The sequence below is a fragment of the Sporosarcina sp. FSL W8-0480 genome (assembly GCF_037963765.1).
Lineage (GTDB): Bacteria > Bacillota > Bacilli > Bacillales_A > Planococcaceae > Sporosarcina.
In genome coordinates, this window is record NZ_CP150166.1 from 2274134 (window position 1) to 2287922 (window position 13789).

The following is a 13789-nucleotide window of genomic DNA, read 5'->3' on the forward strand; positions in this document are numbered from 1 at the left end:
AGACAGCTATTTTTTCATGAAATATTTCCGTCCAAGCTTTTCAACTAATCCCGGCGCTACTGAATAAAGTTTACTTGTCAACCCCATAAGCCCTGGTAGATTGACTTCCCGAACAGGCTTTTCAATTGTTTTCAAGACTGCTTCCGCTACAGTATCTACATGCAATAAATGCTTACCTAATGATGACCTATACTTCCCCGTCCGATCCGCTCCATCAATGAAAGGTGTGTCAATCGGTCCCGGATGAATGACACTGACATCAATTCCGAAATCAGCAACTTCCATGCGCAACGCGTTTGTATAACCGATCAATGCATGCTTTGTCGCTGCATATACAGACGCTTTCGGCGTCGCCACCTTGCCAGCCTGGGAACCGATGTAGATAAGATGGCCATTCCCACGTTCCATCATTTGCGGCAAGATATGTTTGGTTAAGACAACCGGAGCTATTACATTCGTTTCCATCATAGCGCGGATTGATTGCTCGGGCATTAAGTGGGCTGCCTCGAATAAACCGACACCAGCGGAAAAAATGACAATATCTGGTGAACCAATTTTATCCAATACCCTTTCCATTTCCTCCATGTTCGTCACATCTGCCGGAATGGCTTCTGCCCCTTCGTTTTGCAATTCCCATAATTTATCCGGAGCCCTTCCCGTGCCAATTACTGTAAAATTATCTGTGTCCGCCAGTAAGCGCATTGTCACTGCAAAACCGACTCCGCTTGTTGCACCTGTTATCAAAACTTTACGCTTGGTCATAATACAAGATGCCGCCTTCTCCGAGAGTTTCCCGAATAAGCCCTTTTGACAATAAATAATCCACTTGTCCAATCGTTTCAGACAAAGTGAGTCCTAATTCCTTTTCATACACAGCCGGGAACAATTGCTTCGTAAGCTCATAAATCGTTTTACTTCCTTCACTCAGCATGCCATGTATTTTCATCGCTCGTTCATGCTGTTTTTGTAGTCTTGTTTCGATTAAGGCATGAACATTACGCACTTCATTCCCATGCCCTCCATATACCACGTCAATTGGAAGATCTAATAAACGTGTCAATGAGGCATTGTATTGCAACATCGATTTTGGTCGATCCGCTTTCGGATTTGCAGGTGGTTCAATCAATGGATTGGAAGATACTTTTTCTAAAACAAGATCCCCTCCAATCATTTCACCCGTCTTCTCGTTAAATAATGCAATATGACTTTGTGCGTGTCCAAGTGTTTCCATTACAACCCAGTTAGGATGCCCCGTCCATTCATCGCCTTCCCCAATTGTTCGATTCAGTGTCCGTTCCCCCATCAACCTAATTGGACGTTTCATCTTTTCAATCCAATTGAATTTGGACTCCGGTACTCCTTCTTCTTTTAAGCACTTTAGGTAAAAGCTATCATGATACTTCATGAACTCCGCATCTCTTTTTAACCAAAGATCATTATATGGATGACCGATAACTTCTGCCTTGTCAAAGGCGTCCATCCAACCTGCATGATCAGGATGATGGTGGGTTAGAATTACCTGTTCTATATCTTTGAATGTATAGCCTATCTCTTTCAATCCTTGTTTTAATGCTTCATAAGCATCTGGCGTTTTTGGTCCGGCATCGACAAGTGATAGCGCATCTCCTTTTACGACAAATGCATTTACATCGCCAACCGCGAATGGTGTTGGAATTGCAATTTTATGTATCATATTTAGTAACTCCTTCATATAACAAAAGATTTTATAATAATGAATAGGTATTCAGTCTATTCTACCTCTTTCGGAAACCTATGTCACCCCTTGAAACTTTCAAGTTCCTAATACGTATATGATATAATAACCATAACTTTTTTCGAGGGGGATCGATATGGGATTTTTTAATTTTTTCAAGAGCCAATTTATCGAAGTCATAGAATGGACAGACCAAAGTTCTAATACAATGGTATATCGTTTTCCAGTGCAAAATAATGAAATCAAAATGGGGGCAAGCCTGATTGTCAGAGAATCGCAAGTCGCGATTTTTGTGAATGAAGGGGAAATCGCTGATGTATTCACCCCTGGCCACCATGTTTTATATACGCAGAACATGCCCATTCTAACAAAACTCAAGTCTTGGAAAACTGGATTCAATTCCCCTTTTAAGGCGGAAGTCTATTTTATTAATACAAAGCAATTCATCGACCAAAAATGGGGAACTTCAAATCCTATTATGATGCGTGATCCCGATTTCGGGATGATTCGCTTACGTGGTTACGGAATTTATTCTTACAGAGTATCAGAACCGGTCGTCTTTCTTAAAGAGTTATTCGGAACAAATGCCTCATATGATACAAGCAGCATCGAAAGCCATTTGAAAAAGATGGTCCTGTCAGGGTTGACGGATCTTTTTGCAGAATCGCAAATCCCGGCACTCGATCTTGCCATGCATTATGACGAACTTAGCACGGAAGGCAAAGAAAAGATGCAGGAGCGTTTTGCAAAATTCGGTTTTGAAATCACTTCCTTATATATTGAGAATTTGTCATTACCGAAAGAAGTCGAGCAAGCGATGGATAAGCGGACGACAATGGGTGTACTTGGAAATATGAATACGTATACGCAATACCAAGCTGCTGAAGCAATACGGGATGCGGCGCAAAACGAAGGTGGAGGGATGGCTGCAACAGGTGCTGGCATTGGTGCCGGTGCCGCAATTGGTAATATAATGGCCAATGCATTCAATCAAAACCAGCAACAACCTACCCCCTCTGCTGACCAAGAAAAAATGCCTTGTCCTCATTGCCAGGCCCAAATTAGAACGACAGCAAAATTCTGTCCCGAATGCGGGAATTCCGTACAGCAAAAAAAGGTTCCATGCATTAGTTGTAAAGTTGAAATTAATGAAGGATCAAAGTTTTGCGGTGAATGCGGAACTAAACAAGTAACCGAGAAAAAATGCAATGCTTGTGGTGCGGTAAATGGGCCTACTGCCAAGTTTTGCGGCGATTGTGGAGAGGGACTTGAAAGTTAAAGAGGTGAAGCTGTGTGACTAAATTGGGTAATTCCGATGACTTCATGGATGAAAATATTACCGAAGATACCGAAGTGAACCAGTGCACCTCTTGCGGTGGGAATGCAGTTTATGACCCCACTACAAGGGGATTGAAATGCCCTTTTTGCGGTACCGAAGTGGAAATCGAGGCTACCCGAGAAAATACGACCGAGCATGATTATTTGGATGCTCTTGATAAGGCTGATCATAGCTGGGGAGATGAAAAAAGGGTATTCAAATGTGACAGCTGTGGCGCGGAGACATTATTGGATAAAGATAAAGTGGCGGATTTCTGTACATTTTGCGGGTCTTCCCATATAACGGTAACCGAAAACGATGCTGGCATAAAACCAGCCCTTGTCATTCCTTTTCAAATTTCAAAAGACGAGGCCGTAAATAAATTCAAGAAATGGATAACAAAACGATATTTCGCTCCTTCAAAATTAAAACATAATTATGAATTACAAAAGATAAACGGTACTTACATTCCCTATTGGACATTCGATTCCGACACTGATTCCGATTACATTGTTAAAATCGGAACCTACTACTACGTAACGGAAACTCGGACTGTACATCGTGATGGTAAGACCGAGCAGATTACAGAACAGGTCCGAAAGATCAGATGGCGTACAAAGCGCGGCACTTATCAAAAGTTCTACGATGATGTCCTTGTAAAGGCTTCAAAAAATGTTGCATCAGGATTGATTGACAAGGTTGAGCCTTTCCAACTATCCAGCCTTCTTGATTACCGTACGGAGTATCTTTCAGGTTTTCTTGCTGAACGGTATTCGATTTCTCTGAAGAGCGGTTGGTATTCAGCAAGGGACATAATTGACTCACGAATCCGAAACGGAATTCTTCGTAAGGAAACCGGTGATGAGGTTCGGATTGTTAATGTGAAAACAAATTATGATGGCATCACATTTAAGCATATTTTACTGCCAATCTGGATTTCTTCATTTAATTATAATAATAAGGTTTACCGCTTTTTAGTAAATGGTCAAACTGGTAAGGTTAGCGGTCATGCTCCTGTCAGCGTATGGAAAATTTTAATAATAGTGGCTTTGTTGGCAATTGTAGTTGGCGTTATTTACTTTTTTCAAGATTATATGTGAGCCATGATATTCGAAGGGACTGAGATAATGGGAAAAATCGTATTTGTAGGCGCAGGTTCAATGGCAGAAGCGATAATAGCCGGAATTGTGGATTGTGGCGTAATGTCTCCGGATGATATATATGTCATGAATAAGTCGGATGACGAACGGCTCCACTATATGCAACAAACGTATGGAGTATCTATTCTCTGTCCCGAGCGAAAGGCATTACATGAAGCAGATCTTGTCGTACTCGCAACAAAGCCAAAAGATATCTACCAGGCTATGAAAGATATTGTAGATGAGTTAAATGAAAAGTCTGCTGTATTGTCAGTAATTGCCGGTGTCCCAATCTCGACAATTGAAAAAGGGCTTGGAAAACGTCCTATTGCACGTTCGATGCCGAATACATCTGCTACAATCGGAAAATCAGCAACTGGTGTGTCATGGAATAGTGCGATTGATGCACAACTACAAGATCGAATCGTAGAACTGTTATCATCGATTGGAATTGTAAAGCAAGTGAATGAGGATCAATTACATGCGGTAACAGCTTTGTCAGGTAGCGGACCAGCATATGTGTATTATATGGTAGAGGCTTTGGAAGAAGCTGCGGTTGAAGAAGGCTTGTCAAAAGAAGTTGCTCGGGAATTAGTTATCCAGACTTTTGTTGGAGCTGCAGCGATGTTGAAACAAAAAGGTGAAGAGCCTGCATTGCTGCGGAAGAATGTAACAAGTCCTAACGGAACAACAGAGGCTGGCATTAAGGCACTTGAAAGGAATTCTTTTAAAAGAATAATTGCGGAATGCGTTCATAGTGCTGAAATCCGCTCACGGGAATTAGGGTACCTTTCCTCTCCTGCCCCAAAGAAAGAGTAGAGCAAACAAAACGCTTTTTGTCAGGCGGTTTGTTATACTTTGGTTATTGTAGCTGTTAGGAGGAAAGTAAATGGCAAAATTATTTTCACCGTATTCAATACGTGGTGTGGAGTTCAAAAATCGTATCGTTATGGCACCTATGTGCATGTACTCTTCTCATAATATGGACGGTAAAGTAGAAGATTGGCATAAAACACATTACGCAACTCGCGCTGTCGGACAAGTCGGTTTGATAATCGTCGAAGCGACAGCAGTTTTACCTGAAGGTCGCATTTCTGCCCAGGATTTAGGAATTTGGAGTGATGACCATCTTGAAGGACTTTCTGAAATTGTACGTCTTATGAAACAGCATGGTGCAAAGACAGGAATCCAACTTGCTCATGCCGGTCGGAAAGCGACTGTAGATGGTGACATTTATGCGCCAAGTGCTATCCGATTCAATGAACAATATAAAACTCCTGTTGAAATGACAGTTGAAGATATTAAAACAGTAGTCAATGCGTTTAAAGATGGTGCAATCCGAGCGAAGAAAGCCGGTTTTGATGTGATTGAATTGCATGGCGCACATGGTTATTTGATCAATGAATTTCTTTCCCCTCTTTCAAATAAGCGAGACGATGCATATGGTGGTTCATCCGAAAACCGCTACCGCATCTTACGAGAAATTATTGATGCAGTCCGTTCGGTTTGGGATGGCCCGTTATTCGTACGAATTTCTGCTGAGGATTATGTAGAAGGTGGTATGTCTCCAACTCTTTACATAGAGATGGTGAATTGGATGAAAACACAAGGCGTTGACTTAATAGATGTGAGTTCTGGCGCTGTTGTTCCAGCCAAAATTGACGCTTACCCTGGGTATCAAGTACCTTACTCTGAAGAAATTAAAAAGGGTGCTAAAATTGCAACTGGGGCAGTCGGATTAATAACAACTGGAATTCAAGCGGAAGAAATTTTGAAAAACGACCGTGCCGATTTAGTCTTGTTAGCCCGTGAATTGTTGAGGAATCCATACTGGGCGTATTCAGCCGCAATGGAATTGGGTGTAGAGATTGAGTCGCCTGTTCAATACAAACGAGGCTGGATTTTTTAGGTTTACAAAATAGCAAAGAGCTGTCGCGGTCATTTTATGACTGGGCGACAGCTTATTTTTTTATCAGTTGCTCGTCTTTCCATTCAAACTGGCTGAAATCATCAGCGATATGAAGATTTGGAAAGATTGCGGTGCCTTGTTCCTTTAATTTCATGAGATCACTTGGCATGAACCGCGCACTGATATGATTTGCGATTAAAGCCCTAACATTAGCCTCTTTTGCAGTCCTTGCTGCATCTGCGATTGTTGAATGCCCATATTCATTCGCAAGCTCACCTGTTTCACTATCAAAAGTCGCTTCATGAACTAAAATGTCTGCGTCTGTTGCCAACTCAAGTGCAGCTTCACAATATCGCGTATCTCCAAGGATTGTTATCGTAAAGCCTTTTTGCGGAGCGCCTGTTACATCTTGGCTATAAACAAATTGTCCATTTTCTAACTGAATATCTTCCCCGTCTTTTAACTTTTTTAATAAAGGTCCTTTCGGCACACCTGCCTCAACCGCTTTTTCAATCAACAATTTACCAGGCAGTGGCTTTTGTTCAATCCTGAAACCAAAACATTCAATCACATGTTCAAGTTCCTTCGTCGTGATTTTAAATTGATCATCCTCAAAAAGGATGCTTGAGTCGATTTCCTTTATAGTTACTGGATAGGTCAAATGGGTTTTTGTAATTCTAAGTGAAGTGGTGATCCATTCTTTTATCCCGACTGGGCCATAAATGGTCAATTCTTCTTCTCCACCTAAAAACGATCGAGAACCAAGGAAGCCCGGCAAGCCGAAAATATGATCTCCGTGTAAATGGGTGATGAAAATCTTATTGATTTTCCTTGGTTTAATTGAGGTTCTAAGCAACTGATGCTGGGTCGCTTCACCGCAATCAAACATCCAGTAGCCTTCCTGTTCAGCAGAAAGATTCAGGATCAATGAAGACGTATTGCGTAACTTGGAGGGCATGCCTGCGCCCGTCCCCAAAAAAAAGATTTCCATCTGAGTCGCTCCCTTCTTACATACCTCGTTTAACTGAGTTTGGACCAAATTTCTTCTCAAGTTTTGCAACGAGTTCATCCACTGTAGCTTCTTTCGCATGCATCTCAAAATTATCAATCGACAATTGTTCATACAACTCATTCATTGGGATGGTATTCGAAATAGTAATCCCCAATAACCGAACGGGCTCCCCGTCCCAATGCCGTTTGAATAAGTCTGCCGCTTCCTTGTAAATATCATTCGATTTATACAATGGGTTCAATACTGTACGACTCCTTGTTTGGTTACGCCACTCGGATGTACGGATTTGTATCATGACAACATTTCCTGCTACTCCATTCCTCTCCAACCGTTTGGAAACTTTGACTGCCAAATGCTTAAATATTTCAAGGCAAGAACTTAATTCGGTCTCGTCGATTGGTAAAGTTGTAGAGCTTCCAACACTTTTACGCTCCTCCGCCGCTTCTGGATCAACCGGACGGTGGTCAATACCGTTCGCACGGTTACGGAGACGCACTCCATTTTTACCTAACGACGCTTTAATAAGCACTTCATCAACTTTTGCAAGATCTCCGATTGTCTTAATACCTATTTCATTCAATCGCTTTTCTGTACTCTGCCCAACGCCATGCATTTCAATAACCGGAAGTGGCCATAGAATATCGGGTACCTGCCTTTTCCGTAAAATTGTGATACCCATCGGTTTTTTCATATCGGATGCCGTCTTAGCAAGAAATTTATTCGGAGCAATTCCTATAGAGCACGGCAGATCTAATTCAGCCAATATACGCTGTTGCATATGCGATGCAATTTGAACAGCATTCGTAAGACCGCCAATATTGGTAATATCGATAAAAGCCTCATCAATCGAAACAGGTTCAACAAGATCAGTATAGGTCCGTAAAATCGAAAAAACCGCATCAGAAGCGATCCGGTATTTCTCGTGATCAGGTGGGACAAGGACCAGTTCAGGGCATATTCTTTTAGCTTCACCTACAGACATCGTTGTATAAATACCAAGCGCCCTTGCCTCATACGAGCATGTGACAAGGATTCCGCGTCTTTCCTTCGGATTCCCAGCTACCGCCATCGGAATTCCTTTCAATTTCGGGTCATGGGCTTGTTCGACCGAAGCAAAAAAACTATTCATATCAAGATGTAGGATGACTCTAGCATGTGATGCTCTAATCTCAGTCATGTGCCTCTCTCCAATTGAAAAATGAACCGGATGGATGCACACCATCCGGTAGTCTTTTAAGATTCCTCTATCTTTAGTGAGCGGATATAGTCCCCTATTACGTCCATTCCTGTTAGCCTTTCCGATAGAATTTGCGGATCGACAACCGTGATCATCCGTTCTTCCAAATTAGCTATCGTTGTAAAATAAGGTGTTTTTGAATGGGAAAGTAGTTCGGATGATGAAAATGTATCCTTAGATATATCAAGAATCTCCTTTGCATCAAGGACGAGTAATCCGATATCGAGACCTTCTGTACGGACAACAACTACTTTCGCAGTTTTATGGTCCTTAGCTGAATTGTCGTATAGTATCCATTGGAAATCCAAAATAGGTACTAATTCTCCTCTTATTTTCATCAACCCAAGCATATATTCCGGTAGATGTGGTATTGGGTTCACTTGTTGCAACTTTTCAACGGAAATGACAATATCCAAGGGCAGCGCGTATTCTTCTTGCCCGCATTGAACGATGACCGCCTTTAGATCGCCCATCGTCAAGCTCCTTTTGCAGCTGCAATTCGAACAATTTCAATCAATAACTCTGTCAGCTTATTCAATTCTTCTACTGGCATGCGCTCATTTTTCGTATGAATTTCTTCATAGCCGACGGATAAAGTGACAGTTGGAACACCCGCACCATTAAAGACGTTTCCATCGCTCCCGCCACCACTTGTCATCAATTCCGGAGTTCTTCCAATATTGCGTATAGCCTGCATCGCTGTCTGAACAACTTCCGCCTCTTCACCAAAACTGAAGCCAGGATACGCTAACTTCACTTCTGTTTCAGCCTTTCCGCCCATTGCAGCTGCAGTCTTTTCGAAAGTCTCAACCATATGCGCAATTTGTTTATCCAGTTTTTCAGGATTAATGGAACGAGCTTCCGCTAAGATCCGAACTTCATCGCATACAATATTTGTAGCTTGCCCACCTTCGAAGCGGCCGATATTTGCTGTCGTCTCGGAGTCAATTCTGCCAAGTGTCATAGCAGCAACCGATTTCGCAGCAATATTTATTGCCGAAATTCCCTTTTCCGGTGCCACACCCGCATGTGCTGTCTTCCCGTAAATTGTTGTAAGCAGTTTTGCTTGGTATGGGGCAGCTGTTACAATGCCTCCGACTTTACCATCGCTGTCAACAGCATAACCATATTTTGCTTTTAAATGGGAAGGATCCATTGCCTTTGCTCCAACAAGCCCACTCTCTTCACCTGCTGTAATGATAAATTGGATATCCCCATGAGGCTGTCCGCTTTCTTTTAATACCCTTACCATTTCAAATAAAGCTGCAAGGCCAGCTTTATCATCTGCTCCCAAAATCGTCGTTCCGTCAGAATAAATATAGCCATCTTCTCGTAACTCAGGTTTAATACCTTTACCTGGCACTACCGTATCCATATGGCAAGTGAAATAAATGGGATCCGCGTTTTCTACTGTACCCTTTAAAGTTGCAATTAAGTTTCCAGCTCCGTGGCCTGTAACTTCTTTTGAATCATCTTCAAAAACGGAAAAGCCAAGTGCTTCCATTTTCTCTTTTAATACAGTTACAATCACTTCTTCATGTTTTGTTTCTGAGTCGATTTGTACAAGTTCAAAAAATTCATCCAATAATCTTTGCTCATTCATCTTGTATCGCTCCTTTGATAGTCTTTCTTATAGTGGAATATTTCCATGCTTTTTACGAGGTCGGGTTTCCTGTTTATTTCTCATCATTTCGAGTGCCTGTAACAATTTGATGCGGGTTTCCCGGGGATCTATGACATCGTCCACCATACCGTGTGATGCTGCTACGTATGGATTCGAGAATTTCGTCCGATATTCCTCAATCTTTTCCGCCCTTGTAACCTCCGGATTCTCACTGTTCATGATTTCTCTTGCGAAAATAATGTTCGCCGCGCCTTCTGCTCCCATTACCGCAATTTCAGCATTCGGCCAAGCATAGACGACATCTGCTCCAATTGCTTTCGAATTCAATGCCACGTAAGCTCCACCAAAAGCTTTGCGAAGGATGACCGTAATCTTAGGAACGGTAGCTTCAGAATAGGCATAAAGGATTTTAGCTCCATGACGAATTATGCCCCCATGCTCCTGTTTGACACCTGGGAAGAATCCAGTCACATCTTCAAATGTGATTAACGGGATATTGAAAGAATCACATGTCCTGATGAACCGGGCAATCTTATCGGATGAATTGATATCCAACCCACCAGCCATTACTTTAGGCTGATTACAAATCAAACCGACCGACTCGCCATTCATTCTTGCAAATCCAACGACCGCATTTTTCGCGAACTCAGCCTGAACCTCAAGGAAAGAATCTTTGTCTACAACCTGCTCTATAACTTTCCGAACGTCATAAGGGCGGGTCGTTTCATATGGCACAACATCTGCCAAATCACTTCGATAATGGTCATTCGAATCCACTTTCACCATAGGTGCTTTCTCATTGTTATTTTGAGGAAGATAGGAAAGTAGATGACGGACTTGCTCCAAGACTGTTTTTTCGTCTTTCCCACGGAAGTGAGCATTTCCGCTAATTGAATTATGTACTTTTGATCCACCTAAGTCTTCTGAAGAAATTTTTTCACCTGTAACCGTCTCTATCACTTTAGGTCCTGTGATAAACATCTGGCTCGTTTCATCAGTCATAAGAACAAAATCAGTAATAGCTGGCGAATAAACAGCTCCGCCCGCACATGGACCTAAGATGACTGAAATTTGCGGAATCACGCCCGAATAGATAGCATTCCGGTAGAAAATTTCCCCATATCCGTCCAATGAAACAACGCCTTCCTGAATGCGCGCTCCGCCTGAATCATTAAGACCTATGAATGGTGCTCCGTTTTTCGCTGCGAGGTCCATGACGTTTGCAATTTTCATAGCATGCATTTCACCAAGTGCGCCGCCGAAAACGGTGAAGTCTTGAGAAAAAAGGTAAACTGGACGTCCGTCGATTTTTCCGTAACCAGTCACTACACCATCACCTGGCCCCATCTGTTTATCCATTCCAAAATCACGTGTTCGATGGATGACAAATGGATTTAACTCAACAAAAGACCCTTCGTCTAACAATAGACTAATACGTTCCCGAGCGGTCAACTTACCTTTTTCATGCTGTCTTGCAATTCGCTCGTCACCACCGCCTAATTCTATTTCTCTCTTCTTATCATATAATTCATTGATTTTATCATAAATGTCCATTTGGCATGTCCCCTTTGTCACATAGTTCGTATAGCACGCCGAAGGAAGATTTCGGATGCATGAAGGCTACCTCGGCACCTCCTGCACCAATACTCGGCTCCGCCTGAAGTAGCTGAACACCTTTTTCCTTCAGTTCAATCATTCGATTTCTAATATCCGTTACACCGAAGGCGATATGATGAATTCCCTCTCCGCGCTTTTCGATGAACTTCGCAATCGCGCCTTCTTCACCGATAGGCTCTAACAATTCGAGCTTGACGTTGCCGGCATCTATGAAAGCCACTTTCACTTTCTGATTTTCAACTTCTTCGATACCAAGCAAAGTAAGCCCCAATGTATCTATGTAATGTGGAAGCGCATTCGTAATATCTTTGACTGCTATACCGATGTGATCTACTTTTTTCATCTCGCATTCCCTCCCTATTTCATTGTAACGTTTTGTGAATAATTCCGCTACACCTTGAGAATTTCTGTGTTTCTGTTAAAATGTATGTATATTGAATGTAAGGAGAATTGCCCAATGAGCAATAAAAAAGTTCAAAAGTTCGTTGTATATATGATGGTTGTGGCAATGGTCGCTTCTAGTATTTTATTTGGATTAAGCATGTTTCTATAATAAAAAAACAGTCCCGAATTGGACTGTTTTTTTATTTATTAAACTTCTTCGCAGTATTCTTCGAAATAGCCTTGTAGGTTTGTAACGACCGACATTGGGTCATGTCCTTCTATTTCGTAGCGCCCTACTTCTGCTACAAGTTTTCCATCTTTTAATAATGCGAATGATGGTGATGATGGAAGATGGTCTTCGCCGAAGATCATACGTGCGAATGCGGTAGCTTCCTTATCTTGTCCTGCAAACACTGTGACAAGGTGGTCAGGGCGTTTGTCGTAATGGACGGCGTGTGCTGCTGCTGGACGTGCGATGCCTCCTGCACAACCGCATACGGAGTTTACCATTACTAGTGTAGTTCCTGGGCGTTTGAATGCCGCGTCTACTTCTTCTGGTGTTGTTAGTTGTTCGTAGCCGCTTGCTTCCATTTCTGTGCGGGCTGTTTTTGTGATTTCATCCATATAAAAATTGAAGTCCATTGTCATTTTAGTCGTCCCCTTTCTTTGTATGAGTTTATCATAGCAGGTGGTACATATAGTTGCAAAAAAGATATATTAGGAATGAATAATTTCGTGAAAACGGATTTTTGCTTCAATCCTAATACATTCTAATCATTTGAGAAAATCCTGTCTACTGCATTTGCGACTGTAATATCGCCTGACAACAACTGTCCTTCTAAATCGGTTACAAGTTCTTTTTTTCCTTTTTCGGAGAAGAAGTTGTCGATTAGTCGGTCGCGGATCATGGAGTGGAACCAGTCTTTTGTCTGTATTTGTCTGCGTTCGTTCCATACACCACTTGCCATCATTTCTTTCTGAAAGTTTGTGATTGTCTCCCATGCTTGGTCGAGTCCGGTATTTTGTAGGGATGAGACTAACATGGCGGTGGTTGTCCATCCCGGTGTTGCGGGTTGGAGGAAATGAAGCAATTGACTGTATTCTCTTACTGTCTTTTTGGCAAGCTTCAAGTTATCGCCATCCGCTTTATGGACGATTATGGCGTCTGCGAGCTCCATTATCCCCTTTTTCATTCCTTGTAATTCATCACCCGCCCCGGTCAGGACAAGTAGCATGAAGAAGTCGACCATTCCTCTAACGACGGTTTCACTTTGACCGACTCCGACCGTTTCGATTAGTATGATGTCGTATCCGGCGGCCTCGCATAAGAGCATTGTCTCTCGCGTCTTTCTGTGGACACCGCCAAGTGTTCCGGATGAAGGCGATGGCCGGATGAAGGCGTTCTTATGCCTCGCGAGCGTCTCCATTCTTGTCTTATCGCCTAATATGCTTCCGCCAGTTACTGTTGAACTTGGGTCAATCGCTAAAACGGCGACTTTATGGCCAAGTTCGGCTAACTGAAGCCCGAAAGCTTCGATGAATGTGCTTTTCCCTGCCCCTGGAACTCCTGTAATGCCAATTCGAATACTGTTTCCAGTTTTCGGGAGCAGCATTTTCAACAAATCCTGACCTGCATTTTTATCCGTTTCATTGATGCTTTCGAGCAATGTGATTGCTTTGGATAAATGAAGCCTTGATCCGTTAAGGATTTCTGTGTAAAGATCCTCTATCTCAATCGTTCGTTCTTTTTTAACAAATCGTTTGCGAGTTGGGGCAACCATGCCATCATGTGAGGACTCAATGCCGTTCATTACATGCAATGCGCTGTCGTCCTG

15 protein-coding genes are annotated in these 13789 nt (G+C 42.4%); 5 read left to right on the forward strand and 10 right to left on the reverse strand.

Annotation, left to right across the window (positions count from 1 at the left end):
- Positions 1–6: 6 nt before the first annotated feature.
- On the reverse strand, positions 7–762 hold the full coding sequence (locus NSQ43_RS11810) for an SDR family NAD(P)-dependent oxidoreductase (protein WP_339250429.1): 756 nt from the start codon (positions 760–762) through the stop codon (positions 7–9).
- Entirely contained in the window at positions 749–1693 is a 945-nt protein-coding gene (locus NSQ43_RS11815) for an MBL fold metallo-hydrolase (RefSeq protein WP_339250431.1), read from the reverse strand. The genes NSQ43_RS11810 and NSQ43_RS11815 overlap by 14 nt, the downstream gene beginning before the upstream one ends.
- A 157-nt stretch (positions 1694–1850) precedes the next feature.
- Between NSQ43_RS11815 and NSQ43_RS11820 the strand changes: the two genes are divergently transcribed.
- From NSQ43_RS11820 to namA, 4 genes are all read left to right on the forward strand, one after another.
- Positions 1851–2993: an SPFH domain-containing protein gene (locus tag NSQ43_RS11820; RefSeq protein WP_339250433.1), complete on the forward strand. Its 1143-nt coding sequence runs from the start codon at positions 1851–1853 to the stop codon at positions 2991–2993.
- Between the two features lie 14 nt (positions 2994–3007).
- The gene (locus tag NSQ43_RS11825; RefSeq protein ID WP_339250434.1) at positions 3008–4132 is read left to right on the forward strand and encodes a hypothetical protein; all 1125 of its coding nucleotides are present in this window, start codon (positions 3008–3010) and stop codon (positions 4130–4132) included.
- A 27-nt stretch (positions 4133–4159) separates the two neighbouring features.
- The gene (gene proC / locus NSQ43_RS11830; RefSeq protein WP_339250436.1) at positions 4160–4990 is read left to right on the forward strand and encodes a pyrroline-5-carboxylate reductase; all 831 of its coding nucleotides are present in this window, start codon (positions 4160–4162) and stop codon (positions 4988–4990) included.
- A 70-nt stretch (positions 4991–5060) separates the two neighbouring features.
- On the forward strand, positions 5061–6080 hold the full coding sequence (gene namA, locus NSQ43_RS11835; protein WP_339250438.1) for an NADPH dehydrogenase NamA: 1020 nt from the start codon (positions 5061–5063) through the stop codon (positions 6078–6080).
- Between the two features lie 52 nt (positions 6081–6132).
- Here the strand turns inward: namA and rnz are convergent, their stop codons facing one another.
- Genes rnz through mce form a run of 6 tightly spaced genes read right to left on the reverse strand, consistent with a single transcriptional unit; the run spans position 6133 to position 11913 of the window.
- A complete protein-coding gene (gene rnz / locus NSQ43_RS11840; protein ID WP_339250440.1) occupies positions 6133–7071 on the reverse strand; it encodes a ribonuclease Z in 939 nt (312 codons plus the stop codon).
- Positions 7072–7087: 16 nt separating this feature from the next.
- A complete protein-coding gene (locus NSQ43_RS11845) occupies positions 7088–8269 on the reverse strand; it encodes a DNA polymerase IV (protein ID WP_339250442.1) in 1182 nt (393 codons plus the stop codon).
- A gap of 56 nt (positions 8270–8325) precedes the next feature.
- Positions 8326–8802, reverse strand: coding sequence for a chemotaxis protein CheW (locus NSQ43_RS11850; protein WP_339250444.1), 477 nt, complete (start codon positions 8800–8802; stop codon positions 8326–8328).
- A gap of 2 nt (positions 8803–8804) precedes the next feature.
- A complete protein-coding gene (locus NSQ43_RS11855) occupies positions 8805–9932 on the reverse strand; it encodes a M20/M25/M40 family metallo-hydrolase (protein WP_339250445.1) in 1128 nt (375 codons plus the stop codon).
- 27 nt (positions 9933–9959) lie between these two features.
- The gene (locus tag NSQ43_RS11860) at positions 9960–11507 is read right to left on the reverse strand and encodes an acyl-CoA carboxylase subunit beta (protein WP_339250447.1); all 1548 of its coding nucleotides are present in this window, start codon (positions 11505–11507) and stop codon (positions 9960–9962) included.
- Positions 11494–11913 (reverse strand): methylmalonyl-CoA epimerase, encoded by a 420-nt coding sequence (gene mce, locus NSQ43_RS11865; protein WP_339250449.1) that lies wholly within the window; start codon positions 11911–11913, stop codon positions 11494–11496. Before mce ends, NSQ43_RS11860 begins: the two co-directional genes overlap by 14 nt.
- A gap of 114 nt (positions 11914–12027) precedes the next feature.
- Between mce and prli42 the strand changes: the two genes are divergently transcribed.
- Positions 12028–12123: a stressosome-associated protein Prli42 gene (gene prli42, locus NSQ43_RS11870; RefSeq protein ID WP_339250451.1), complete on the forward strand. Its 96-nt coding sequence runs from the start codon at positions 12028–12030 to the stop codon at positions 12121–12123.
- A gap of 38 nt (positions 12124–12161) precedes the next feature.
- Here the strand turns inward: prli42 and NSQ43_RS11875 are convergent, their stop codons facing one another.
- Together NSQ43_RS11875 and meaB are read right to left on the reverse strand one after the other, a co-directional pair.
- On the reverse strand, positions 12162–12602 hold the full coding sequence (locus tag NSQ43_RS11875; RefSeq protein WP_339250452.1) for a BrxA/BrxB family bacilliredoxin: 441 nt from the start codon (positions 12600–12602) through the stop codon (positions 12162–12164).
- Positions 12603–12724: 122 nt separating this feature from the next.
- Positions 12725–13765, reverse strand: coding sequence for a methylmalonyl Co-A mutase-associated GTPase MeaB (gene meaB / locus NSQ43_RS11880; protein ID WP_339254894.1), 1041 nt, complete (start codon positions 13763–13765; stop codon positions 12725–12727).
- Positions 13766–13789: the final 24 nt, after the last annotated feature.